This is a genomic window from Bacillus sp. VA15 (genome assembly GCF_055721145.1).
The window spans coordinates 14,923-39,212 of sequence record NZ_JBVQPQ010000014.1 but is presented as its reverse complement, the minus strand read 5'-3'; the positions used below and the strand labels follow the sequence as shown (position 1 = coordinate 39,212).

At 45.4% G+C, this 24,290-nt stretch carries 18 protein-coding genes, 21 tRNA genes and 1 rRNA gene; 34 read left to right on the top strand and 6 right to left on the bottom strand.

The features are described from left to right. The first annotated feature begins 9 nt into the window (after nucleotides 1–9). From rrf to glgP, 27 genes are all read left to right on the top strand, one after another. Nucleotides 10–125: ribosomal RNA gene (gene rrf / locus AC0DBE_RS21340) — 5S ribosomal RNA — on the top strand. A 22-nt stretch (nucleotides 126–147) separates the two neighbouring features. Then, nucleotides 148–223, top strand: a tRNA-Val gene (locus tag AC0DBE_RS21335). Nucleotides 224–255: 32 nt separating this feature from the next. Beyond that, nucleotides 256–331, top strand: a tRNA-Thr gene (locus AC0DBE_RS21330). Between the two features lie 37 nt (nucleotides 332–368). Then, nucleotides 369–444 (top strand) — tRNA-Lys (locus AC0DBE_RS21325). A 10-nt stretch (nucleotides 445–454) separates the two neighbouring features. Next, nucleotides 455–541 (top strand) — tRNA-Leu (locus tag AC0DBE_RS21320). A gap of 5 nt (nucleotides 542–546) precedes the next feature. Further along, nucleotides 547–621: transfer RNA gene (locus tag AC0DBE_RS21315), tRNA-Gly, on the top strand. 14 nt (nucleotides 622–635) lie between these two features. Continuing rightward, nucleotides 636–721 (top strand) — tRNA-Leu (locus tag AC0DBE_RS21310). Between the two features lie 9 nt (nucleotides 722–730). After that, a tRNA-Arg gene (locus AC0DBE_RS21305) sits at nucleotides 731–807 on the top strand. 15 nt (nucleotides 808–822) lie between these two features. Continuing rightward, a tRNA-Pro gene (locus AC0DBE_RS21300) sits at nucleotides 823–899 on the top strand. A gap of 5 nt (nucleotides 900–904) precedes the next feature. Continuing rightward, nucleotides 905–977: transfer RNA gene (locus tag AC0DBE_RS21295), tRNA-Ala, on the top strand. A 20-nt stretch (nucleotides 978–997) separates the two neighbouring features. Next, a tRNA-Met gene (locus AC0DBE_RS21290) sits at nucleotides 998–1,074 on the top strand. Nucleotides 1,075–1,076: 2 nt separating this feature from the next. Continuing rightward, nucleotides 1,077–1,153 (top strand) — tRNA-Ile (locus tag AC0DBE_RS21285). A gap of 6 nt (nucleotides 1,154–1,159) precedes the next feature. Then, a tRNA-Ser gene (locus AC0DBE_RS21280) sits at nucleotides 1,160–1,252 on the top strand. 17 nt (nucleotides 1,253–1,269) lie between these two features. Further along, nucleotides 1,270–1,346, top strand: a tRNA-Met gene (locus AC0DBE_RS21275). 69 nt (nucleotides 1,347–1,415) lie between these two features. Then, nucleotides 1,416–1,492: transfer RNA gene (locus AC0DBE_RS21270), tRNA-Asp, on the top strand. Between the two features lie 12 nt (nucleotides 1,493–1,504). Continuing rightward, nucleotides 1,505–1,580, top strand: a tRNA-Phe gene (locus AC0DBE_RS21265). A 19-nt stretch (nucleotides 1,581–1,599) separates the two neighbouring features. Beyond that, nucleotides 1,600–1,675: transfer RNA gene (locus tag AC0DBE_RS21260), tRNA-His, on the top strand. A 9-nt stretch (nucleotides 1,676–1,684) separates the two neighbouring features. Next, nucleotides 1,685–1,758, top strand: a tRNA-Gly gene (locus tag AC0DBE_RS21255). Nucleotides 1,759–1,773: 15 nt separating this feature from the next. Continuing rightward, nucleotides 1,774–1,850 (top strand) — tRNA-Ile (locus tag AC0DBE_RS21250). A 12-nt stretch (nucleotides 1,851–1,862) separates the two neighbouring features. After that, nucleotides 1,863–1,937, top strand: a tRNA-Asn gene (locus AC0DBE_RS21245). Nucleotides 1,938–1,940: 3 nt separating this feature from the next. Beyond that, nucleotides 1,941–2,031, top strand: a tRNA-Ser gene (locus tag AC0DBE_RS21240). Nucleotides 2,032–2,061: 30 nt separating this feature from the next. Beyond that, nucleotides 2,062–2,133: transfer RNA gene (locus AC0DBE_RS21235), tRNA-Glu, on the top strand. Nucleotides 2,134–2,366: 233 nt separating this feature from the next. Beyond that, entirely contained in the window at nucleotides 2,367–4,250 is a 1,884-nt protein-coding gene (glgB, locus tag AC0DBE_RS21230; protein ID WP_472963699.1) for a 1,4-alpha-glucan branching enzyme, read from the top strand. Next, entirely contained in the window at nucleotides 4,247–5,389 is a 1,143-nt protein-coding gene (locus AC0DBE_RS21225; RefSeq protein WP_072181950.1) for a glucose-1-phosphate adenylyltransferase, read from the top strand. The genes glgB and AC0DBE_RS21225 overlap by 4 nt, the downstream gene beginning before the upstream one ends. Nucleotides 5,390–5,411: 22 nt before the next feature. Beyond that, nucleotides 5,412–6,443: a glucose-1-phosphate adenylyltransferase subunit GlgD gene (gene glgD, locus AC0DBE_RS21220; RefSeq protein WP_372401900.1), complete on the top strand. Its 1,032-nt coding sequence runs from the start codon at nucleotides 5,412–5,414 to the stop codon at nucleotides 6,441–6,443. Continuing rightward, a complete protein-coding gene (glgA, locus tag AC0DBE_RS21215) occupies nucleotides 6,440–7,894 on the top strand; it encodes a glycogen synthase GlgA (RefSeq protein WP_472963696.1) in 1,455 nt (484 codons plus the stop codon). Before glgD ends, glgA begins: the two co-directional genes overlap by 4 nt. Further along, complete coding sequence (glgP, locus tag AC0DBE_RS21210; RefSeq protein WP_061187222.1) at nucleotides 7,881–10,277, top strand: glycogen phosphorylase GlgP; 2,397 nt, start codon at nucleotides 7,881–7,883, stop codon at nucleotides 10,275–10,277. The genes glgA and glgP overlap by 14 nt, the downstream gene beginning before the upstream one ends. A gap of 28 nt (nucleotides 10,278–10,305) precedes the next feature. On the opposite strand, the gene AC0DBE_RS21205 is transcribed toward glgP, so the two are convergent. Beyond that, the gene (locus AC0DBE_RS21205) at nucleotides 10,306–10,773 is read right to left on the bottom strand and encodes a TspO/MBR family protein (protein WP_061187221.1); all 468 of its coding nucleotides are present in this window, start codon (nucleotides 10,771–10,773) and stop codon (nucleotides 10,306–10,308) included. 90 nt (nucleotides 10,774–10,863) lie between these two features. Further along, on the bottom strand, nucleotides 10,864–11,937 hold the full coding sequence (gene cotI, locus AC0DBE_RS21200; protein WP_072181955.1) for a spore coat kinase CotI: 1,074 nt from the start codon (nucleotides 11,935–11,937) through the stop codon (nucleotides 10,864–10,866). A gap of 189 nt (nucleotides 11,938–12,126) precedes the next feature. Between cotI and cotSA the strand changes: the two genes are divergently transcribed. Genes cotSA through AC0DBE_RS21185 form a run of 3 tightly spaced genes read left to right on the top strand, consistent with a single transcriptional unit; the run spans nucleotide 12,127 to nucleotide 14,754 of the window. Then, the gene (cotSA, locus tag AC0DBE_RS21195) at nucleotides 12,127–13,260 is read left to right on the top strand and encodes a spore coat protein CotSA (protein WP_072181956.1); all 1,134 of its coding nucleotides are present in this window, start codon (nucleotides 12,127–12,129) and stop codon (nucleotides 13,258–13,260) included. 14 nt (nucleotides 13,261–13,274) lie between these two features. After that, complete coding sequence (gene cotS / locus AC0DBE_RS21190; RefSeq protein WP_472963691.1) at nucleotides 13,275–14,330, top strand: spore coat putative kinase CotS; 1,056 nt, start codon at nucleotides 13,275–13,277, stop codon at nucleotides 14,328–14,330. 1 nt (nucleotide 14,331) lies between these two features. Next, nucleotides 14,332–14,754, top strand: a complete 423-nt coding sequence (locus AC0DBE_RS21185; protein ID WP_242735024.1) for a hypothetical protein — start codon at nucleotides 14,332–14,334, stop codon at nucleotides 14,752–14,754. A gap of 73 nt (nucleotides 14,755–14,827) precedes the next feature. On the opposite strand, the gene AC0DBE_RS21180 is transcribed toward AC0DBE_RS21185, so the two are convergent. From AC0DBE_RS21180 to AC0DBE_RS21170, 3 genes are read right to left on the bottom strand one after another with little or no spacing between them, the layout of a single operon-like run. Next, a complete protein-coding gene (locus tag AC0DBE_RS21180) occupies nucleotides 14,828–16,051 on the bottom strand; it encodes a glycosyltransferase family 4 protein (RefSeq protein WP_472963689.1) in 1,224 nt (407 codons plus the stop codon). A gap of 2 nt (nucleotides 16,052–16,053) precedes the next feature. Further along, nucleotides 16,054–17,004 (bottom strand): NAD-dependent epimerase/dehydratase family protein, encoded by a 951-nt coding sequence (locus AC0DBE_RS21175; protein WP_472963687.1) that lies wholly within the window; start codon nucleotides 17,002–17,004, stop codon nucleotides 16,054–16,056. Continuing rightward, nucleotides 17,001–18,287 carry a UDP-glucose dehydrogenase family protein gene (locus AC0DBE_RS21170; RefSeq protein ID WP_114151312.1) on the bottom strand — a complete coding sequence of 429 codons (1,287 nt, stop codon included), beginning with the start codon at nucleotides 18,285–18,287 and terminating at the stop codon, nucleotides 17,001–17,003. The genes AC0DBE_RS21175 and AC0DBE_RS21170 overlap by 4 nt, the downstream gene beginning before the upstream one ends. Nucleotides 18,288–18,458: 171 nt before the next feature. Here AC0DBE_RS21170 and AC0DBE_RS21165 point away from each other — a divergent pair, with 171 nt between their 5' ends. Beyond that, nucleotides 18,459–19,277, top strand: coding sequence for a UTP--glucose-1-phosphate uridylyltransferase (locus AC0DBE_RS21165; protein WP_472963684.1), 819 nt, complete (start codon nucleotides 18,459–18,461; stop codon nucleotides 19,275–19,277). A gap of 8 nt (nucleotides 19,278–19,285) precedes the next feature. On the opposite strand, the gene AC0DBE_RS21160 is transcribed toward AC0DBE_RS21165, so the two are convergent. Then, nucleotides 19,286–20,005 (bottom strand): yteA family sporulation protein, encoded by a 720-nt coding sequence (locus AC0DBE_RS21160; protein WP_014114898.1) that lies wholly within the window; start codon nucleotides 20,003–20,005, stop codon nucleotides 19,286–19,288. A gap of 291 nt (nucleotides 20,006–20,296) precedes the next feature. On the opposite strand from AC0DBE_RS21160, the gene AC0DBE_RS21155 reads away from it, so the two are divergent. Genes AC0DBE_RS21155 through menH form a run of 3 tightly spaced genes read left to right on the top strand, consistent with a single transcriptional unit; the run spans nucleotide 20,297 to nucleotide 24,263 of the window. Beyond that, nucleotides 20,297–21,712 (top strand): isochorismate synthase, encoded by a 1,416-nt coding sequence (locus AC0DBE_RS21155; RefSeq protein ID WP_061187213.1) that lies wholly within the window; start codon nucleotides 20,297–20,299, stop codon nucleotides 21,710–21,712. Beyond that, nucleotides 21,709–23,451 (top strand): 2-succinyl-5-enolpyruvyl-6-hydroxy-3-cyclohexene-1-carboxylic-acid synthase, encoded by a 1,743-nt coding sequence (menD, locus tag AC0DBE_RS21150; RefSeq protein ID WP_472963683.1) that lies wholly within the window; start codon nucleotides 21,709–21,711, stop codon nucleotides 23,449–23,451. The genes AC0DBE_RS21155 and menD overlap by 4 nt, the downstream gene beginning before the upstream one ends. After that, nucleotides 23,439–24,263 (top strand): 2-succinyl-6-hydroxy-2,4-cyclohexadiene-1-carboxylate synthase, encoded by an 825-nt coding sequence (menH, locus tag AC0DBE_RS21145; protein WP_072181964.1) that lies wholly within the window; start codon nucleotides 23,439–23,441, stop codon nucleotides 24,261–24,263. The genes menD and menH overlap by 13 nt, the downstream gene beginning before the upstream one ends. Nucleotides 24,264–24,290: the final 27 nt, after the last annotated feature.

The following is a 24,290-nucleotide window of genomic DNA, read 5'->3' as shown; positions in this document are numbered from 1 at the left end:
AGGCATTTGTTTGGTGGCGATAGCGAAGAGGTCACACCCGTTCCCATACCGAACACGGAAGTTAAGCTCTTCAGCGCCGATGGTAGTCGGGGGTTTCCCCCTGTGAGAGTAGGACGCCGCCAAGCAATTGCACGCTAGTGCAATTATGGAGGATTAGCTCAGCTGGGAGAGCATCTGCCTTACAAGCAGAGGGTCGGCGGTTCGAGCCCGTCATCCTCCACCATTCTTCATTATACATATCGGTTTTACATATATGCCGGTGTAGCTCAATTGGTAGAGCAACTGACTTGTAATCAGTAGGTTGGGGGTTCAAGTCCTCTTGCCGGCACCACTTTTATATGATATAATATTCAAGTCTCTTGTAAGAAGAGCCATTAGCTCAGTTGGTAGAGCATCTGACTTTTAATCAGAGGGTCGAAGGTTCGAGTCCTTCATGGCTCACCATTTACATGTTGCGGATGTGGCGGAATTGGCAGACGCGCTAGAATCAGGCTCTAGTGTCTTTACAGACGTGGGGGTTCAAGTCCCTTCATCCGCACCATTTCTGCGGAAGTAGTTCAGTGGTAGAACACCACCTTGCCAAGGTGGGGGTCGCGGGTTCGAATCCCGTCTTCCGCTCCAACTATACCATCCACGCCGGGGTGGTGGAATTGGCAGACACACAGGACTTAAAATCCTGCGGTAGGTGACTACCGTGCCGGTTCAAGTCCGGCCCTCGGCATTAAGTTTTGCGCCCGTAGCTCAATTGGATAGAGCGTTTGACTACGGATCAAAAGTTTAGGGGTTCGACTCCTCTCGGGCGCGCCATGATCTACATGAAATCGGGAAGTAGCTCAGCTTGGTAGAGCACATGGTTTGGGACCATGGGGTCGCAGGTTCGAATCCTGTCTTCCCGACCATTCTTGGGGCCTTAGCTCAGCTGGGAGAGCGCCTGCTTTGCACGCAGGAGGTCAGCGGTTCGATCCCGCTAGGCTCCACTTGGTTTCAATAAATATTTGGCGGTGTAGCTCAGCTGGCTAGAGCGTACGGTTCATACCCGTGAGGTCGGGGGTTCGATCCCCTCCGCCGCTACCAATGGACCTTTAGCTCAGTTGGTTAGAGCAGACGGCTCATAACCGTCCGGTCGTAGGTTCGAGTCCTACAAGGTCCACCACTATACGGAGGAATACCCAAGTCTGGCTGAAGGGATCGGTCTTGAAAACCGACAGGGGTGTCAAAGCCCGCGGGGGTTCGAATCCCTCTTCCTCCGCCATATATATTCTTAATCATCGCGGGGTGGAGCAGTTCGGTAGCTCGTCGGGCTCATAACCCGAAGGTCGCAGGTTCAAATCCTGCCCCCGCAACCAAATTATATGAATGAAATAAGGGGTACCTAAAGGGTACAACCTAAAAAATTCACATGTAAATATCAAAATGGTCCGGTAGTTCAGTTGGTTAGAATGCCTGCCTGTCACGCAGGAGGTCGCGGGTTCGAGTCCCGTCCGGACCGCCATTTAAATACTTAGGCTCGGTAGCTCAGTTGGTAGAGCAACGGACTGAAAATCCGTGTGTCGGCGGTTCGATTCCGTCCCGAGCCACCATTTATCAATATATATTTTGGCGGTTGTGGCGAAGTGGTTAACGCACCAGATTGTGGCTCTGGCATTCGTGGGTTCGATTCCCATCAATCGCCCCAAATAAAATTGCGGGTGTAGTTTAGTGGTAAAACCTCAGCCTTCCAAGCTGATGTCGTGGGTTCGATTCCCATCACCCGCTCCATTTCTATATTGTCATGGGCCTGTAGCTCAGCTGGTTAGAGCGCACGCCTGATAAGCGTGAGGTCGATGGTTCGAGTCCATTCAGGCCCACCATGACCTTTATATTCCACAGTAGCTCAGTGGTAGAGCTATCGGCTGTTAACCGATCGGTCGCAGGTTCGAATCCTGCCTGTGGAGCCAAATGGAGAAGTACTCAAGTGGCTGAAGAGGCGCCCCTGCTAAGGGTGTAGGTCGTGTAAGCGGCGCGAGGGTTCAAATCCCTCCTTCTCCGCCATATGATTACACATATAAGTTCTCAATCATCGGCCCGTTGGTCAAGCGGTTAAGACACCGCCCTTTCACGGCGGTAACACGGGTTCGAATCCCGTACGGGTCATTCAGAAACCTTGCATATCCTGCAAGGTTTTTTTATTTTTTATAAATCCTGATATGCCTTAGATATCATTCTATATTCTATAAACAGGCAACAAAAATCTCCATATATTTCGTTTTTCTTCGGAAAATGAAGTTAATTGTCAATAAGTATAAGCGCTTTCATGAAAGGGCTTTTTTTTATTTCTTCGAATAAATACTATAAATGAAAACTATGATGTCAGAAAGGATGATTACATGGCCGCTGCCAGCCCTACAGCACATGATGTTTATCTTTTTCACGAAGGCAGTCTGTTTAAAAGCTATCAGCTGTTTGGCTCGCATTATCGCGAGCTGAATGGCCAAAGAGGATATGAATTCTGTGTGTGGGCGCCTCATGCGTCAGAAGTACGAGTGGCTGGGGACTTTAACAGCTGGTCAGGAGAACAGCATGTGATGCACAGAGCGAACGATGGTGGCATTTGGACGTTGTTTATTCCAAATTTAGGAGAAAAGGAACGATATAAGTATGAAATCGTGACGAAAAGCGGCGAGATCAGGCTGAAGGCAGATCCATATGCTATTTATTCAGAAATCAGGCCCAATACAGCGTCACTTACTTACGATTTGGCAGGATACAACTGGCAAGATCAAAAATGGCAAAAGAAACATAAGGCTAATACGCTGTATGAGAAACCTGTTTTTATTTATGAACTTCATCTCGGTTCCTGGAAGAAACATTCTGATGGCAGGCATTACTCTTATAAAGAATTAAGCCAGTCGCTTATTCCTTATATCAAAGAGCATGGGTTTACCCATATCGAACTGCTTCCGGTGTATGAGCACCCTTATGATCGTTCCTGGGGATATCAAGGAACGGGTTATTACAGCCCGACAAGCAGGTTTGGCACGCCGCATGATTTGATGAAGTTTGTGGATGAATGCCATCAAGAAAACATCGGAGTCATTCTGGATTGGGTCCCCGGACATTTTTGTAAAGACGCACATGGTCTTTATATGTTTGATGGAGAGCCACTTTATGAATATCAAGAAGAACGTGATCGGGAGAACTGGCTATGGGGCACGGCAAACTTTGACCTGGGAAAACCGGAAGTTCATAGTTTTTTAATTTCTAATGCGTTGTACTGGGCGGAACTCTATCATATAGATGGATTTAGGGTTGATGCAGTGGCTAATCTCCTGTATTGGCCAAATCAGGATGAACGCCATACGAATCCATATGCTGTTGAATTTTTAAAAAAACTCAATCAAACCATGAGAGAGGCATATCCTCATGTCATGATGATTGCGGAAGACTCTACGGAATGGCCTCAAGTGACAGGTGCTGTTGAGGAAGGAGGGCTCGGTTTTCATTTTAAATGGAATATGGGCTGGATGAATGACGTACTGAAATATATGGAGACGCCGCCAGAAGAAAGGCGGTATTGTCATCAGCTTATTTCGTTTTCATTACTGTATGCGTTTAGTGAACATTTTGTATTGCCGTTCTCTCATGATGAAGTCGTATACGGAAAAAAATCCCTTCTTAATAAAATGCCTGGCGACTATTGGCAGAAATTTGCCCAGTATCGGCTTTTGCTCGGCTATATGACGGCTCATCCCGGAAAGAAATTGATCTTTATGGGATCAGAATTTGCCCAATTTGATGAATGGAAAGATACAGAACAGCTTGATTGGTTTTTGGACTCCTTCCCCATGCATCAGAAAGCCAGCGTTTTTACGCAAGATCTTCTCCGCTTTTATCAAAAAAGCAAAATCCTTTATGAACATGACCATCGTGCACAATCGTTTGAATGGATTGATGTCCATAATGACGAACAATCAATCTTTTCTTTTATTCGTTATGGCAAAAGGCACGGTGAGGCGCTTGTCATCATTTGTAATTTTACACCCGCGGTCTATCATCAATATGATGTTGGAGTTCCTTTTCTTACTCAATACATTGAAGTGCTGAACAGCGACAGTGAAGCATATGGAGGCTCAGGACAAATCAACAAAAAGCCGTTAGCGGCCAAAAAGGGAGCTCTTCATCATAAACCATGTTATATCACGATGACCATCCCCCCTTACGGCATTTCGATTTTACGGGCGGTTAAAAAAAGAGGAGAGATAAAAAGATGAAAAAACAATGTGTAGCCATGCTCCTTGCCGGCGGGAAGGGCAGCCGTCTCAGCGGATTGACAAAAAATATGGCCAAACCGGCTGTATCTTTCGGGGGAAAATACAGGATTATTGATTTTACCCTCAGCAACTGTTCCAATTCAGGCATAGACACAGTCGGGATTTTAACACAATATCAGCCGCTTGAGCTGAATTCCTATATTGGAATCGGCAGTGCATGGGACCTTGACAGATATAATGGCGGCGTGACGGTATTACCCCCTTATGCCGAGTCATCAGAAGTCAAATGGTATAAAGGGACGGCAAGCGCCATTTATGAAAATCTTAATTATTTGAATCAGTATGATCCTGAGTATGTGCTGATATTATCAGGAGATCACATATACAAAATGGACTACGGTAAAATGCTTGATTTTCATATTGAAAAGAAAGCGGATGTAACGATCTCTGTCATCGAGGTGGGCTGGGAGGAAGCAAGCCGGTTCGGCATCATGAAGACCGATGCAGATGGGACGATTACACATTTTGATGAAAAGCCCAAATTCCCTAAGAGCAATCTTGCCTCAATGGGAATTTATATATTCAATTGGCCGCTTTTGAAACAGTATCTTGAGATGGACGACCGGAATCCTTATTCAAGCCACGACTTTGGCAAAGACATTATTCCTCTGCTTTTGGAGGAGAAAAAGAAGCTTTCCGCTTATCCGTTCAAAGGTTATTGGAAGGATGTCGGTACTGTTCAGAGCTTGTGGGAAGCCAATATGGATCTGTTAAAAGAGGACTCGGAGCTGAAACTATTTGAACGGAAGTGGAAAATTTACTCCGTCAATCCGAATCAGCCTCCGCAATTTATTTCATCTGATGCGCAGGTTCAAGATTCGCTTGTGAACGAAGGTTGTGTTGTATATGGAAATGTGTCTCACTCCGTTCTTTTTCAAGGCGTGACTGTCGGTAAGCATGCGACTGTTAAATCATCCGTCATAATGCCGGATGTGACAATTGGGGAGCATGTAGTAATTGAAAATGCCATCGTTCCTAAGGGTCTGGTGCTGCCGGATGGCGCAGTGATTCGATCCGAAAAAGACATTCAGGAGGCGTTGCTCGTTTCAGAGGAATTTGTAGAAAAAGAATTGATCTAATACTGAAGAGGGGGCTGAGTCAGTGTTCAATAATCAAATGTTAGGTGTTATAGATGAAACCACATATAAGCATTCTCTTCAGGATTTAACGGCACAGCGGTCGCTGGGAGCAATCCCTTTCGCCGGCAGGTACCGTCTGATCGATTTTATGCTTTCCAACATGGTGAATGCGGATATTAGGAGTGTCGCGATTTTTCCGAAGTATCGCTATCGTTCGCTTATGGATCATCTTGGAGCAGGTAAGGAATGGGATTTGCATCGAAAAAAGGATGGCCTCTTTTTTTTCCCGTCGCCCCACCTTCACCAAGAATACGATGAGTTCGGTTCTTTTCGGCAGTTTTCCGACCATCTTGATTATTTTCACAGAAGCACACAGCAGTATGCTGTCATCTCCAACAGCCATACTGTATGCAACATTCAATTTCAATATGTGCTGAAACGCCATCAGGAGGTTGGCTGCGACGTCACCGAGGTATTTCAGGATGGCCAGTCGCTGCAAATCTATATCATGTCTACAGCGCTTTTAAAGGATCTGATCTACGGACATAGTGAAAAAGGCTATAAAACCATTCAGGAGGCTGTTGAAAAAGAATCCTCCTCCTTGACCATTTGCCCTTATGAATATTCAGGTTATGCCGCTGTGATTGATTCGGTGGAAAAGTATTATACCCACAGTATGGAGCTCATTCAGCCTCGTTTTTGGCAGCAGGTGTTTTTGCCGCAGCAGCCGATCTATACAAAAGTGAAGGATGAGCCGCCGACGAAATACGGAAAACACAGCACTGTCAAAAATTCCTTGGTGGCAAACGGATGTGTGCTTGAAGGAGAGGTTGAAAACTGCATTTTGTTCAGGGCGGTTCATGTCGGAAAGGGGACGAAGCTGAAAAACTGCATTATTATGCAAAAAACGCAGATTGGCGAGGATTGCCAGATTGAGCAGGTCATTTCTGATAAGGACGTTAAAATCGGCAATGCGACTGAGGCTGCGGGAACAGCTGAGCAGCCGCTTGTATTAAGAAAAGGTTTGGTGCAAGGAGAGCTGATGAATTCTTGAAAGTATTATTTGCTGTATCTGAATGTACCCCGTTTGTTAAATCAGGAGGTCTTGCCGATGTAGCTGGTGCTCTGCCAAAGGCACTTGCGCGATTAGGCAATGAAGTAGCTGTAATGCTTCCGAAGTACAGCCAAATACCTGAGCGATGGAAAAAGCGCATGGAAAAAACGGCTGAGTGTACGGTAGCCGTCGGCTGGCGTCAGCAATATTGCGGAATTGAACAGATTGCTGAAGATGATGTGAATTATTATTTCATCGACAATAAATATTATTTTAACAGGGATTCGTTGTACGGGCATTATGATGACGGTGAACGGTTTGCCTTTTTTTCAAGAGCTGTGCTGGAGGCCGCCGAAGCTGTGAATATTCAAGCCGATATTGTTCATACTCACGACTGGCATACAGCGATGGTCAATTATTTGCTGAAAGAGGAATACAGAAAACATCCTTTTTATAAGCAGATGAGAAGCGTGCTCACAATCCACAATCTACAGTTTCAAGGCATATTTCCGCCTGATGTCACACATGACTTGCTAGGGCTTGAGATGGATCATTTTCATTATGAAAGGTTAGAATGCAACGGATTTGTTAATTTTATGAAGGCAGGCATCATTGCGGCTGATCATGTGACAACTGTGAGCCCCACTTACAGAAATGAAATATTGACGCCTTATTATGGTGAACAGCTTGAGCAGGTTTTGCAATATAGGGAAAATGATATAACCGGCATATTAAATGGCATTGATGATACTTTCTATCAGCCGAAATGCGATCCCTATATAGAGGCGCATTATGATTCGGAGCATCTTGCATGCAAGGAAGTAAATAAAACGAAGCTTCAGCGGCGGATGGGGCTTCCAGAGCGAAATGATATTCCGCTGATCAGTATGGTGACAAGGCTCACTAAACAAAAGGGACTTGATCTTGTCCGCAGAATTATGCACGAACTTCTTGAAGAGCAAGACATACAGCTAATTGTGCTGGGTACAGGGGAACGTGAATTTGAAGATTATTTCCGGTATGCAGAATTGGCTTTTCATGAGAAGTGCCGAGCGTATATTGGGTTTGATGAGCCGCTTGCCCATCAAATTTATGCGGGCTCCGATATGTTTTTGATGCCGTCGAAATTTGAGCCGTGCGGCTTGGGTCAGCTTATTGCTCTCCAATATGGCGCCATTCCGATTGTCAGGGAGACGGGCGGTCTTTACGACACTGTCCGTTCCTATCAGGAGGAAGAGGGAACGGGCAATGGCTTTACGTTTTCCGCTTTCAATGCGCATGATCTGAAATTTACGATCGAGAGGGCGCTGTCGTTTTATCGCCAAAAGGATGTATGGAAGAGCATCATGAAGACCGCAATGAATGCAGATTACAGCTGGGAGCAGTCAGCAAAAGAGTATCAGCGCATTTTCGAGCATGTGACAAGGAGTGGACGGGATGTTCTCGAGTAAAGAACGCTTTGCAGCCTTATTTTTAAAGCGTCTGGAAATGACGTGCGGAAAAAGCTTCAAAGACTCTGCCAAGCTGGATCAATATAAAACGTTGGGCAATATGGTCAGAGAATATATCAGCGCTGATTGGATCCAGACGAATGAAAAAAGCAGGTCCAATTCCGGGAAGCAGACATATTATTTGTCAATCGAATTTCTGCTCGGTCAGCTTCTTGAACAAAATTTAATGAATCTTGGCGTTCGTGATGTTGTAGAAGCAGGCTTAAAGGAAATCGGCATCAATTTAGAGGAGATCCTTCAAATGGAGAGCGATGCAGGTCTCGGCAACGGCGGGCTTGGGCGCTTGGCAGCTTGCTTTTTAGATTCTCTGGCTTCATTGAATTTGCCGGGGCACGGGATGGGCATTCGTTATAAGCATGGCTTGTTTGAGCAAAAAATTGTAGACGGGCATCAGGTGGAGCTGCCTGAGCAATGGCTGAAAAACGGGAATGTATGGGAAGTAAGAAATGCCGATCAGGCAGTTGACGTGCCGTTTTGGGGCGAGGTGCATATGACAGAAAAGAACGGACGTCTGCATTTTCGCCACGAGCAAGCTACAATTGTTACAGCCGTTCCTTATGACATCCCAATCATCGGCTATGAAACGGGTACCGTCAATACGTTAAGGCTTTGGAACGCTGAGCCTTATGCGCATTATCATGGCGGCAATATTTTGTCTTATAAGCGGGAAACCGAAGCAGTTTCTGAATTTTTATATCCTGATGACACTCATGACGAGGGGAAAATTTTACGGCTGAAGCAGCAGTATTTTTTAGTATGCGCAAGCTTAAAAAGCATTGTGAACAATTACCGAAAAACAAATAAATCTTTATCCGGCTTGCATAAAAAAGTAAGCATTCATATTAATGATACCCATCCTGCACTGGCAGTGCCTGAGCTGATGCGGATTTTGCTCGATGAAGAGAACATGAGCTGGGAAGAGGCCTGGCATATTACCGTACATACGATTTCTTATACAAATCATACGACATTGTCAGAAGCGCTTGAGAAATGGCCGATTCATTTGTTTAAGCCGCTGCTCCCGCGAATGTACATGATTATTGAAGAGATCAATGAAAGGTTTTGCCGGGCGGTGTGGGAAAAGTATCCCGGAGACTGGAAAAGGATAGAGGACATGGCGATTACGGCGCATGGTGTTGTCAAAATGGCTCATCTGGCTATAGTGGGCAGCTACAGTGTAAACGGCGTTGCCAAAATTCATTCCGATATTTTAAAGGAAAGGGAGATGCGCGATTTTCATTTGCTGTTTCCGAATCGTTTTAACAATAAGACGAATGGAATTGCCCACAGGCGCTGGCTGCTGAAAGCGAATCCCGGCTTGTCTGCTATCATCACGGAGGCGATCGGCAATGAATGGGTGAAACAGCCGGAATCACTGATTCGCTTAGAACCGTACGCCTCTGATCCTGCTTTTATCGAACAGTTTCAAAACAACAAAAGCAGGAAAAAACAAGAGCTCGCTGATTTGATTTTTTGCACGGCCGGGGTAGTTGTGAACCCTGACAGCATATTTGATGTTCAGGTGAAACGGCTTCATGCATACAAACGGCAGCTGCTGAATGTTCTTCATATTATGTATTTGTATAATCGGCTCAAAGAGGACTCGGGCTTTTCTATCTACCCGCAAACCTTTATTTTTGGGGCAAAGGCTTCACCAAGTTATTATTATGCCAAGAAAATCATTAAGCTGATCCATTCTGTCGCGGAAAAGGTCAACTATGATCCGGCAGTCAAACAACTGCTCAAGATTGTTTTTTTGGAAAATTACAGAGTTTCTATGGCTGAGCGGATTTTTCCAGCGTCAGATGTAAGTGAACAAATTTCAACCGCAAGCAAGGAAGCGTCTGGTACAGGAAATATGAAGTTCATGATGAACGGCGCTTTGACGATTGGCACACATGACGGCGCAAATATTGAGATACTTGAGCGGGTGGGGCCTGATTGTATTTACACATTCGGTTTAAAGGCGGATGAAGTTCTATCGTATCAGGAAAACGGCGGCTATAGATCGAGGGAATATTATCAGCATGACCGCAGAATCAGACAGGTAGCGGATCAGCTGATCAACGGTTTTTTTGAAGGGGAAGCAGATGAATTTGAATCGATCTATGACTCGCTGCTTCCGCATAATGATGAGTATTTTGTGCTGAAGGATTTCAGCTCATATGCAGATGCGCAGGGGCGTATTCAAGCTGATTATCTCGATCGGAGGAAATGGTCTGAGCGTTCGATTGTGAATATTGCCCATTCTGGATATTTCTCAAGCGACCGCACGATCCGGGAATATGCGAAAAACATTTGGGGAATCCAGCCGATGATGTGAAAAGCCGCTGTATAAGCGGCTTTTTTGTTCACAGATTCATGGAATAGATTGTAAAGGATAAGAATGTCGCAAATGCACTCCATAAAAAATAAGGCAAAAGAAGATAGCTTGCGGTCCTGCTGTATTTTCTCGCTATGATCATTAAAACGATTGCAGTGATGGCGACAAGCAGGCTGTCAATCGATGCAGCCAGCAGATTCTTTTGGGTAAATTGAAAATAGCTGAATGCCTGATTGAGCACATAATTAATCAAAAGCGTAAGCCAAAAGCTTTTCGCATCTTTAAATGAAAACGCGGCATACACAATGGCAGCTGAAAGGGAGATCAGGGCAAATAGGATGGCCCAAATGATGCCGATCGCAGATCCGGGTGGCGTCCAGTCCGGTTTTTTCAGTGAATTGTACCATTCTTGGTCAATTGGAAACAGGTAGTCTGCGGCTGAAAACAGCGCATATGTAATCACAAAAACCGCTATGGCACCGACCATCTTCTTCATGTTTGTAACCCCCGTATGTATTAATGTTACATTTATTCTTACCCTTATCTTATAAAGATCATCCCCCCGATATGCGGGGGAGATGATGTCTTAAATCAGCTGCTTTAATGCGTTTGCTTTAATGCGTTCATATTCAAAAGCTGACTCTAATTCTTCCTTCGGTAAAGCAGACTTGCGGACGTATTTTTCGCGAATGACATCGTAAAGCTCATAAGGAAACAGCATATCAATAAACATTACTTGTTTTTGTTCGTCAGTTAATGGGGCACTGGATTCATATGCGTTCAGCATCACATGAAATGTTTCTTCATCCCAAACGCCCGTCGTATCTAAAAGCGGAATAATCATTTTGCGCAAATCTCGAATAGGAAGATCAAATGATACGGTATCTAGGTCGATGACCCAAATCTGTTCGTTTTCCCCCAAGAGGGTATTTCCGGTTCCATAATCCTGGTGGCAAAGATTAGGGCTTTTTTTCAGCTGTTCAGTCCATGGCACATAGGACGACTGCAAAAGCCGGTCTTTGATGCGCAGTCCGTCTTCAATAAAGCTGTCTATCTCTTGAAGATAAAGCTGTGAGAAAGGATCTTCTTTTTCCATCTGCGCCATCAGCTTCCACGTTTCCATCTGTTTGCATCGTTTCGTATAGTGATTCGGCCAGCGCCCTAATTTCGTAAATACGGGAACGCCATTAGGCGGCTGATATCCGACGGAAGCTGTATGGAAATCAGCAAGGCCTTTCATGATAAACTCCAAATCCTGCTTTACAGTCAGCTCAAACGGCCTTCCTTCGATCCAGTCATATACGACAAATAGAAAGGAGCCGTGCTTGGAATATAGGCTGCCTTTTTTATTTGGGATTATGCCGGGAACGTTCATTCCTTTTTTTGCTAAATAATCCTGTGCGAAAATGGAAAACAAGGCTTTCTTTTCGGGCCTGTGTATTCGTTTCAGACAAACCGCACCGGAGCCTGTGTGAACCTTCCACACAAGCGCCATCTGGTTTCCTTGAATGACGTCTATTTTTTCAGTCTGCACATCCCATCCTTGAAGCACATTTTCAGCCAGCTCGGTTAATTTTCTTTCATCTTCTGCTGATAAAGGAAGCTCTGATGAATTCCCCTCCTCAATGACTTCTTGGTTTTCTGCCATTAAAGGACACATCCTTACCTGTTTTACTCCTACCTTATGAATCGAAAGAAAAAAATGATTGAGATATTTGACTATATTTGATAGAAGAACCTGGTTGTTTACCCGTTTTGTTTTTGGGGCAGTCCCATTCCGCACAAGTTGGTTGTTCAACCGTATCATGATTCTAACTAGTTAAAAATCATGCAGGAATGGAGGCTATGTATGAAAATAGCACTGATCGCCACAGAGAAGCTTCCTGTCCCCTCGGTTCGAGGAGGCGCCATTCAAATCTACCTCGAAGCAGTTGCCCCTTTGATTGCCAAAAAACATGAGGTGACTGTATTTTCTATTAAAGATCCAAATCTCGCTGATCGAGAGACAGCAGACGGAGTCCATTATGTGCATTTGGATGAAGACCGTTATGAAGATGCTGTTGGAGAAGAGCTGAAAAAGAGCCGTTTTGATCTTGTGCATGTCTGTAATCGCCCAAGCTGGGTGTCGAAACTGAAGAAACAGGCGCCAGATGCTGTTTTTATTTTAAGCGTTCACAATGAAATGTTCGCTTACGATAAGATCAGCCAGGCAGAAGGTGAGATATGCATCGATTCTGTAGCGCAGATTGTTACGGTCAGCGATTATATTGGCCGGACGATCACAAGCCGTTTTCCGTCAGCACGATCAAAAACAAAAACGGTGTATTCCGGTGTGGATTTGAAAGCGTACCACCCACGCTGGACAAAAGAAGGGCAGCGGGCTCGCGAAGATATGCGAAGCGAGCTGGAACTTCACGGTAAAAAAATTGTCCTTTTTGTTGGCCGGCTCAGCAAAGTAAAAGGCCCGCACATTTTATTGCAGGCGTTGCCGGACATAATCGAGGAGCATCCTGATGTCATGATGGTGTTTATCGGGTCAAAATGGTTCGGAGATAATGAATTAAATAACTATGTCAAACATCTTCATACCCTCGGTGCGATGCAAAAGGATCATGTCACATTTATTCAATTTGTGAAGCCAAAGGACATTCCTCGCCTTTATACCATGTCAGATGTATTTGTATGCTCTTCGCAGTGGCAGGAGCCTTTAGCGAGGGTTCATTATGAAGCGATGGCTGCGGGACTGCCTATTATTACAAGCAATCGGGGAGGCAATCCAGAGGTCATAGAGGAAGGGAAAAACGGCTACATCATTCATGACTTTGAAAATCCTAAACAATATGCTGGATATATCAATGATTTGCTCAGCAGCTCTGAAAAACGGGAACGGCTTGGGAAATACAGCCGTCGTGAGGCAGAAAGCCAATTCGGCTGGCAGAGGGTGGCGGAAAATCTGCTCAGCGTGTATGAGAAGAACAGATAGAAGGGGTGAACAGAGTGTACCAAAAAGAGCATGAAGAACAGATTGTGTCCGATATTCTCAACTATTATCCGTTCCATATCGAACATGTGGCGTTGAAATCAAACAAAAGCGGGCGCAAAATCTGGGAAATACAAACTGATCAAGGCCTAAAGCTATTAAAAGAAGCGCAGATGAAACCGGAGCGAATGCTTTTTATCACTCAGGCACATGCCCATTTACAAGAGAAAGGGCTGCCGGTAGCGCCGATACATCAAACAAAAAATGGCGGGAGCTGCTTAGGTACTGATCGGGTCTCCTACAGTTTATATGACAAAGTGACAGGAAAAGAAATGATTTACTATGATGCAGAGCAGATGAAAAAAGTCATGTCATTTGCCGGCCATTTTCATCATGCGTCAAAAGGATATGTTTGCACAGATGAAAGCAAGAAAAGAAGCAGGCTCGGCAAATGGCATAAATTATACCGGTGGAAGCTGCAGGAATTAGAAGGGAATATGCAGATCGCGGCATCTTATCCTGATGACTTATTTTCGCAAACTTTCTTAAAACACGCTGATAAAATGCTGGCAAGAGGAAAAGAGGCTCTGCAAGCGCTTGATGAATCAGAGTATGAAAATTGGACAAAAGAAACGCTTGAACATGGCGGATTCTGTTTTCAGGATTTTACATTGGCGCGTTTGACTGAGATCGACGGGGAGCCTTTTTTAAAAGAGCTTCACTCGATTACCTACGATTTGCCATCAAGAGATCTGCGCATTCTGCTGAATAAAGTTATGGTTAAGCTTTCTGTATGGGATACCGATTTCATGGTTGCACTGCTTGCAGCCTATGATGCAGTGTATCCGCTCACAGAAAAACAGTACGAGGTGCTATGGATTGATCTCGCGTTTCCGCATTTGTTCTGTGCAATCGGCCATAAATATTATTTGAAGCAAAAGAAAACATGGTCAGATGAGAAGTACAACTGGGCGCTGCAAAATATGATTTCTGTTGAAGAATCTAAAGATGCGTTTTTGGATACAATGCCGGAACTGTATAAAAAAATAAAAGCGTATCGGGAGGCGAATTGACATGAGGTCATCGAGACAAAAAGCCTCCATTTCTAAACTCGATCTCGACCAATTCGTATTTACACCGCCTGGATCGATGGGGTGGCAGGCTCATGACACAAGCTCAGCTGAGAAGGAAGAAGAGGAGAAACACTTGGCTGTGGGCAGCATTCGAGAGCTCCCTAACATCAATGCACCGAAAGAATTTCAAGAAGAACCGAAGGAAAAGGAAACAGATCACAAAGTTATGGATGACGAAGAAACGAAATTCGAAACCATTCGAGAGCCTGAGGAGGAGCATGATTCCAAACGTTCAGAGCCGCCAATTGAAGAGGAGGATGAAGAACCAGAATTAGTGGAGGAAGCTAGAGTGGAAATTATCGTTCTTCCGAGTGAATCCGCACCAGCTCCATGGTTTTCTCAAACTGTAAAGCGAAAGGCATAAAATCACATTTATGCCTTTTTTTATGTTCTATGCAGCAAAAAAACAGCCCGTATTGCAACACGAGCTGTAGGTTTTATGATTTTGCTTTCACAAAAAGCTGATTGATAGATGATAAATCAAGGTTCTGCGATAGAAGAGGCGGCGGAAATTGTTTGTTTTCCGGTGTCAGAACGGATTGGTAAACAGCATTGAGCCTTTTGGCAGCATGGGTAAAGGTAAAAGAAGCTTCTACATTGTGCCGGCCGTTTTTTGTGATTTTGTTCATTAATTCTTGGTCTGTAAAGGCTCTGTCAATTGCTTTCGCAAATGAAGAAGGCTTGTTGTAGCTGTCGATGACAAGACCGTTGACTTCGTGTTTTACAACTTCTCCGTTTCCGCCCCGGTTTGTGGTAATTAAGGGCGTTCCAGCCGCCATTGCTTCATAATTCACACGGGCGAGGGGTTCATTCCACTGAGAGCTGCACACAAATACATCTGCCATCAGAAAGAGGTTTGGAATGTCGTCTGCGGGGATGAATTTCGTGAAGATCACATGGTCCCTGTATGGCAGCGCCAGCTTTCGCAGATAGGTTACATATTGGTTTTCACCGTCATCGCTGAACCACTTCCCGCCTGCTATGACGAGCACAGCGTCGGGATGCTGCTGCAAAATCCGTTTCATGCTGTGAATGAGAAGGTGAGGCCCTTTTGTGGGGCTTAAACGGCCGGCAAATAAAATGACTTTCTTATCCCCAATGCCGTATTTTTTTCGGTATGTTTCTCTAATAGCCGAACCTTTCATCGTCCAGACAGGCGGATAAGAGTGGATGTCAACACCGGAGTATACGACTTGTGTGATGTCCTCTGCTTCAGGGAACCGTTCAATGACGGTTTGTTTAATAAATTCGCTGACGGTTGTGATCATGGAGACATTGTCGAGTACTTCTTTTCCTTGCGCGAAGGTCATCTTTTTTTCAGAAAACATTTCGTTATGCAGGCTCAGAACAATCTTGCTGTTTGGTGAGGCTTTTTTATATAGAGAGACATTTAAAGGCCTATTGAACACATGAATAAGGTCAAAGGAAGAGGCTCGCAGCTCCTCGGCTACCGCCTCGCGGTAATGCTCTTTTGGCAGATGGATATACTGTACGCCGTCTTTTGTTTCTCTTTTTGGAAGTGATGGATCTTCTATTGAAAAAATGGTCAGATCGTACCGGCTGCTGAAATAGGGCGTGACACCGTCAATCATCATTTGAATTGCGCCGCCGCGTACCGCGGGCGCCGGCAGCTTTTCTGTACAGATAAAAGCAAGCTTCATTTTCATTCCCCCTGATACAGCGACGATAAATATGCAAATTCGTTGGCCAAACCATCCTTTAAGGATGTGGCGGGATCGTAATGTAAGAGCTGTTTTGCTTTTGAAATATCCGCCCACGTTTTGCTTGGTTCCCCTGCTATTTTGTCCGAAAAGTGCAGTGTTGCTTTTTTACCGGAAATGTCTTCAATGAGGGAGACAACCTTTAAGACTGAGGCACGCTCTGCGCCGCCGATATTCACCGTTTCACCAATAAGATGGGGTTTCCCAAGAACAGCGTAGATGCCTTTGACACAGTCGCCGATATAAGTAAAATCTCTTGACTGCTGCCCGTTACCGAAGATGGTGAGCGGCTTTTGCTGAAGGTGCTGTTTGATGAGCCGGTGAAAAGCCATGTCCGGCCGCTGTCTCGGTCCGTATACGGTAAAGAAACGGAGAATCACAATTGGAATGCCAAAGCTTTGTTGATACACATGGCAAAGCTTTTCTCCCGTAAGCTTTGTTACGCCGTACGGAGATAATGGGGAAAGCGCCGCGTTTTCACTGACTTTCCCTTGTTTTTCGCCATAGACGGAAGAGGTGGAAGCAAAGACGAACGTTTGAAGCGGATGTTCCCGGCAGGCCTCAAGGAGCCTTTGGAGCGCTTGTATATTATGTGCGGCATATGGATGAAAATGATCGCCCCAGCTTGAACGGACACCCGGTATGGCCGCCAAATGAAAGATGATATCCACTCCCTCCAGTAAGGGAGAAAGATCTGCAGTCAGCAGATTTTCCTTTATGAACGTAAATCGTTTTTCTGGCAGCAGGGCTTCAAGATTTTTGAATTTTAAGGAAAATGAAGTGGGTCCTATAAAGTCGTCGATTCCGATAACATCATGTGTCTTATCCTTCAGCAATTCTTCGCAGAGGTAGGAGCCGATAAATCCCGCTGCTCCTGTGACGAGTATTTTCATGGGCGGCCAACTCCTGTGCAGATTAGTCCGAAGTCCTCGAGCAGTTCTTTTTTCAGTGCGTTGCGCCCGTCGATCACAAGTCGCCCTTTCATGATGCTTGCAGTCTTTTTCCAATCTAATGCTAAAAATTCAGGCCATTCTGTTGCCAAAAATAAAAAATCACTCTCTGCTATCGCATCAAAAGCTTGAGATTGCTGAGTCACATGTTTCCGCAAATGTTCTGGAAGAACAGCCTCAGGATCATATGCATCAACATGGCATCCCAGCTCTGTCAGCCTTTCTATCAACCTGACGGCTTGAGAATTCCTGGTGTCATCGGTATGCGGTTTGAAGGAAATGCCGAGTACAGCAGCTTTTTTACCGTGAAGTGTATCAAAGAATGACTTTATTTTTTGGATATACAGGCCGAGCTGGGTATCATTGATGTGCTGCACGGCTTGTAGCAGGTAGGTCTCCGTGTTTTTTTCCTGGGCAGCGAATTGCAGCGCCTGCAGATCCTTTGGAAAACAAGAGCCGCCGTATCCGATGCCGGCCTGCAAAAAGTGTCCACCGATTCTCGGGTCTAGTCCGATGGCACGGGAAATATCTGAGATATCTGATTGATAGGCTTCACATATGCGGGCCATTTCGTTAATGAACGAAATTTTGGCTGCTAAGAAGAAGTTATTGGCATACTTAATCAGCTCTGCTCCTGCTAAGCTTGTAATGATATAAGGGGTGTCAATGTGTTTATAAATGGATTTGACGATTGCTGCTGATACGTGATCTCCTTCCTGAACACCGATGACCGTTTTATCAGGATGCAGCATGTCATACAAGGCGTTGCCTTCCCGCAGAAACTCCGGATTGGATACGATGTTAAATAAGTTTTCAGACACTCCGGAGGCAATCAGCTGTTTTGCTATGTTTTCATTTGTCCCGGGCGGAACAGTGCTTTTCGTAATAATGGTTTTATACGATCGGATTGCCTCGCTCAAATCGCTGATGACGGACTGCAGTGCTTTCGTATCTGCTGATCCGTCCGAACGCGGAGGGGTTCCGACTGCGATAAAAATGACGGGACATTCCTCCATGCTCGATTTCACTTCAGAAGAAAACGAGAGATTGCCGCAATGATTTAGTGCATCTGAAAGCCCAGGCTCGTAAAAGGGAATGTCTCCATTTTTCAGCTGTTCGATTTTTTTGAGGTCTTTGTCTGTGCATATCATGTCATGCCCGAAGGATGCCAGTGCCGCTGATAGGGTCAAACCGACATATCCGGCGCCAACCACACAAATTTTCATCACCTGAGCTCCTTTACAAGATTACTGGTCATATATCAATATCCTATTAAAAAAGGGCTGGTTCGTGATTCCGCTTTCTGCCCAGTTTCTTTCGCCTAATTTCAGATGTACAAACATCGGGGTGCGCTCTTGGAATATCATGTAATAAACATGAGCTGAGGGGAAAATAATATGATAAAAAAAGCGATCATTCCTGCCGGGGGATACGGAACGAGGAATCTTCCGGTGACGAAGGTGATTCCAAAAGAAATGTTTCCGGTAGGATCTAAGCCTGTGATTCATTATATTGTTGAAGAGCTGAAGGAGTCAGGCATTGAAGATATTTTGATGGTTGTATCGAGCCATAAAAATCTGATTGTCGACTATTTTGATTCCTCTTTGGCGCTTGAAGCTTTTCTGGCCTCCCGGCATAAACTGCATTTACTCAGTGAACATCCGATTCCGGATATACGGATTCATTATGTGCGGCAGCCTTATGCAAAAGGTCTTGGCGACGCGATTTCTTTTGGAAAGCAATTTTCAGGCGGAGAGCCTTTTGCCGTCGTTTTGCCTGATGATCTGATCTTTTCCGCTAAACAGCCGGCTTTGGGGCAGCTGATTGAAGCGTACACGAAATATCAGTGCAGTGTGATCGGCATAAAAGAAACGAAAACGGAAGAATTGCACCATTACGGTGTGATAAAAGGGGAGCCTGTAGAAAAAGGGCTTTATCGCATTCAGGATATTGTGGAAAAGCCTAAACAAAACCCGCCTTCTCATTTTGCCGCAGCAGGACGTTATATTTTTACACCGGATATTTTTGAGAAGCTGGAGACATTAGAAGCTGATGCCGGAGGAGAAGTGCAGCTAACGGATGCGATTAAAGCTTCACTTAGGGCATGCGATGTTTACGGGAAATTGTTGGAGGGCGATCGGTATGACATCGGCCTGCAAAAGGATTATCTGAAGCTGATCACCGATATGCTGAAAACGGAAAAGAACCCCCAATAACCGGGGGTTCAATCAGCGTGGAGATCGCCGAATGTTGTCATGATTCCCTCTTCATCGAGTTCTTCCTCATAACGCTCATGAGCTCTGCTTTGATAAACTGTAATTTCTTTGCCTGTGATATCTGTAGCGATGAAATTTTCGTACGATTCCGTATTACCGATGTTTTCTTCGGCATTCATCGTCATATCATCATAGCTGAGCGGAGGGTTTTCCATATCCTGCGGTGTTTGCGAGTTTCCGTATTTTTCGACGTCCTGGTAAGAATCTTCACTGTCATAAGGCGCTCTGATTTCTTCATCGTCGTCAAATTCAAATTGCCCGAAAGGTGTTTCTTCTTCGATCGGACGGTCTTTGGAAACGACATCCTGTGACGAATACTCTGCGAGCGTTGTGGCAGTCGGAAGCGCTTCAAGACGTTCGTAAGGGATTTCCTTTCCGCTGACTTCACAAATACCGTACGTACCGTTTTCTATCGCCTTCAATGAATGCTCAATGTCCCGGAGATGCTCTCTCTCATGCAAGTCGAGAGCGATGTCTTTTTCACGCTCGTAAAGCTCTGTCGCCTGATCGCCGGGATGGTTGTCGTAAGCTGAAAGCTCACCCCATGAATCATAAGGAAAGGCAGAGTTAAGCTGGAAATGGTCATTGTCTTTGAAACGGTTTAAGATATCTTCTTTTGTTTGTTCCAGTTCATGTTTCAAGTGTTGAAGCTGGTCTTTTGTAAGCAATGTGATCCCCTCGTTTCTCTGTGGTGCATACCTTTAGTATGAACAGATCGCCTGAGAACTTTCATAAATGACGAGTGGAGGAATATAGGAGATTTTCCTTATATGGTAAGCGGATACAACCTTTGCTATCAGTGGAGAAAGAAATTTAAGGTTTGTTTCTTTTTCATTTCTGAAATTAGGTTTATAATAGGTAAGGTAGCCCATTTGGACTGCATGATCTGTGTGTTTGACACAAAGGAGACACAGGTGTATGGTATTAAAAGCATTTTAAGGATTATGGAGGAATGTCTCATGGTGACAACGGTGCAGCGTACGTTCCGAAAGGAAGTTCTACATGCATTACATAAAGCCAAAGAAGTCAACCATGCTGTCTTAATAAGCTATTCGAGACAAATCGAGTCTCTTGACCCTCTATCATTTTTCAATTACGGAGCAAAAAAATATACAGGCAATCGATTTTTTTGGTCAGATCCTGAAAGTGAATTGACAATAGTCGGTCTTGGCAAAGAAGCGGTTTTCCAAACAAATCAGAAAAACAGCGAGCGGTATCGCGAGGTTTTTGAACAATGGGAGCGCTTTAAAAAGACGGCTTTTCATATTTATGAAGAAGAAAAGCTGCAGCATTCTGCAGTGGGACCTGTGTTATTCGGAGGATTTTCTTTTGACCCTTGCGAAGAAAGAGGTACACAATGGGACCATTTCTCGGAAGGGGATTTCTTTGTGCCTGCGCTTATGCTGACGATGACTGCCGAAGGCCCGTTTCTAACAGTCAACAGATGGGTAAGCGGAGAGGAAGACGCAGAGACAGTTTTGGAAGGCTTAAAGTCTTTTGCAGCCGAATTTAAGGTTCCTGATTTAAACCAAGTAGATCAGGCTGTGATTGCAGCATCTCAAGAGCTGGATAAGGATGATTGGCTGAAAGCAATCGAAACGGCAACAAGCCAAATTAAAGAGAAACAATATGATAAGGTGGTTCTTGCCCGAGAGCTGCTGCTCACGTTTGAAGGTCCGGTCCAAATTGAACCGGTGCTTAAAACGCTTCTGAACGATCAGCAGACAAGCTATGTTTTTGCAATCGAACAGGAAGGAAAAACCTTTGTCGGCGCGTCTCCAGAGAGACTGATCAAAAGAGACGGCAGCACTGTCATGTCTTCTTGTCTGGCAGGCTCCATTAAACGCGGCGCGAACGAAGAAGAAGATCGCCGGATAGGCCTTGAATTATTAAACGATGAGAAAAATCTGCTGGAGCATGATATTGTTGTAGGCATGATTCATAACGCTTTTGCATCAAGCTGTTCGGAGGTTGAAAAGCCTGACGGACCTGTATTGTACAAAACGAAAAGCGTTCAGCACTTATTTACGCCGATTGTCGGGCAGCTTCGTGAGTCTGCTTCACTTTTTGATTTAATTGAGAAACTGCATCCTACGCCGGCGCTTGGGGGAGCACCTCAGAAAAAAGCTGTTGAAGTGATCAGAGAGATCGAACCGATGTCCCGCGGCTGGTATGCGGCCCCTATCGGCTGGATTGACAGCCAGGATAACGGGGAATTCGCAGTGGCCATTCGTTCAGGACTGATCGAAGGCAGCACAGCAAGGCTGTTTGCCGGGTGCGGCATTGTGGAAGACTCGGACCCGCAATCTGAATATGAAGAAACACAGATTAAATTGAAGCCGATGATCTCTGCATTAGGAGGTGAGAGGCGGTGACAGCCAACCCAATTACGCATTACATCGGAAGTTTTATTGATGAATTCGCCCTTTCCGGGATTACGGATGCCGTTGTTTGTCCGGGCTCAAGATCCACACCGCTGGCTATTCTTGCAGCCGCGCATCCCGATATCAGCATCCATGTCCAAATTGATGAAAGATCTGCCGGTTTTTTTGCTTTAGGGCTGGCAAAAGCGAAGCAGCGTCCCGTGCTTTTGATCTGTACATCAGGAACAGCCGCGGCCAACTTTTATCCGGCTGTGATTGAAGCCCATTATTCAAGAGTGCCAATTATTGTGTTAACTGCTGATCGGCCTCATGAGCTGCGCGAGGTAGGCGCACCGCAGGCTATTAATCAGCACTTCTTATTCGGTAACTTTGTTAAGTTTTTCACAGACTCTGCTCTTCCAGAAGAGTCTCCGCAAATGCTGAGATATATTCGAACGCTGGCCGGCCGCGCCGCCGGGGAAGCACATAAGCGCCCAATGGGACCTGTGCATGTGAATGTGCCGCTGCGTGAACCGCTGATGCCGGATCTTTCGGATGAGCCGTTTGGAAGAATGAGAACAGGCCGTCACGTGTCTGTGAAAACGGGTACGCAGTCTGTTGACCGCGACTCTCTGTCTGATGTGGCTGCAATGCTGGCAGAGGCTGAAAAAGGAATGATCGTCTGCGGAGAGCTCCACAGTGATACGGAAAAGGAACACATTATTGCGCTGTCAAAAGCGCTTCAGTATCCGATTTTAGCGGACCCGCTGTCTAATCTGAGGAACGGCGCTCATGATAAAAGCACTGTCATTGATGCGTATGATTCATTTTTAAAAGATGATGAGCTGAAGGTGAAATTGCGTCCTGATGTCGTCATCCGTTTTGGGCCGATGCCTGTCTCAAAACCGGTTTTCTTATGGCTCAAGGATGATCCGGCAATTCAGCAAATTGTGATTGACGAAGATGGAGGGTGGAGAGACCCGACACAGGCAAGCGCGCATATGATTCACTGCAACGCATCTGCTTTTGCTGAAGCAATCATAATGGAACATGCTGATATGACCAAGTCATCAGAATGGCTGAATAAGTGGAAGTTTGTCAATGAACGGTTCCGTGCGCATCTGCAAACAATCAGCAGTGAAGAGGTTTCGTTTGAAGGCAATCTCTATCGAATTCTTCAGCATCTTGTGCCTGAAAACAGCTCGCTGTTTGTCGGTAACAGTATGCCGATCAGGGATGTTGATACGTTTTTTGAAAAACAGGAACGTGCTTTCCGGATTTATTCAAACCGGGGCGCAAACGGGATAGACGGTGTCGTCTCCTCTGCGATGGGGGTATGTGAAGGGACAAAAGCGCCTGTTACACTCGTGATTGGAGATTTATCTTTTTATCACGATTTAAACGGACTGCTGGCGGCCAAAAAGCTTGGCATTCCTCTTACTGTGATTCTCGTGAATAATGACGGCGGCGGGATTTTCTCCTTTTTGCCGCAGGCTTCTGAAAAGACACACTTTGAAGATTTGTTCGGCACGCCGACAGGGCTCGATTTCAAGCATGCGGCTGCACTATACGGCGGAACGTATTCATGTCCTGCCTCGTGGGATGAATTCAAAACTGCTTACGCGCCGCAGGCAGACAAGCCCGGACTCCATTTGATAGAAATCAAAACGGATCGCCAATCGAGAGTTCAGCTCCATCGCGATATGCTGAATGAGGCTGTGCGGGAAGTGAAAAAACAATGGGAACTGTAAACATAACTGTTTCAGACGGTGTCAGATATGCTGTGACAGACGAGCGGCCGAATGCTTCTGAAGCCGTCGTCTGTCTGCACGGGTTTACCGGCAGCAAACAATCATGGACTTTCCTTGATGAGATGCTGCCTGATTCCCGTTTGGTCTTAATTGATTGTCTAGGGCATGGTGAAACCGATGCCCCGCCGAATGGGAGAAGATACAGCACGAACCGGCAAGTTTCTGACCTTGCCGAGATTTTTGATCAATTAAAACTTCACAAAGTGAAATTGATTGGGTATTCTATGGGAGGAAGGCTTGCTTATTCTTTTGCGGTGGCATATCCCGAACGGGTATCGGCACTGGTGCTTGAAAGCACAACGCCGGGGCTCAAAACGCTTGAGGAACGGCGGGACCGGATCATGCGGGACCGGAAGCTTGCCGATTTTATTTTGCGTGACGGGATCAAAGCATTTGTAGAGTATTGGGAGAACATTCCTTTGTTTTCATCCCAGCAGCGGCTGGCTGAAGATATTCGGCACAGGATACGGTCCGGCCGTCTGCGAAACAATAAGATTGGGCTTGCAAATAGTTTAACGGGCATGGGCACCGGTTCACAGCCTTCCTTGTGGAGCCGTGTACAAGAAATAGCCGTGCCTGTGCTTCTAATCTGCGGGGAGTGGGACAAAAAGTTTTGCGCCATCAATCAAGAGGTGCATAAGAAGCTTCCATCTAGTAGAATAGAGATTGTTCCAAAAGCCGGCCATACGGTGCATGTGGAACAGCCGCGTTTTTTTGGTAAAATAGTGAGTGAGTTTTTGACAAGCTTATAACTGCACATAGAAAAATAGAGGAGGTCA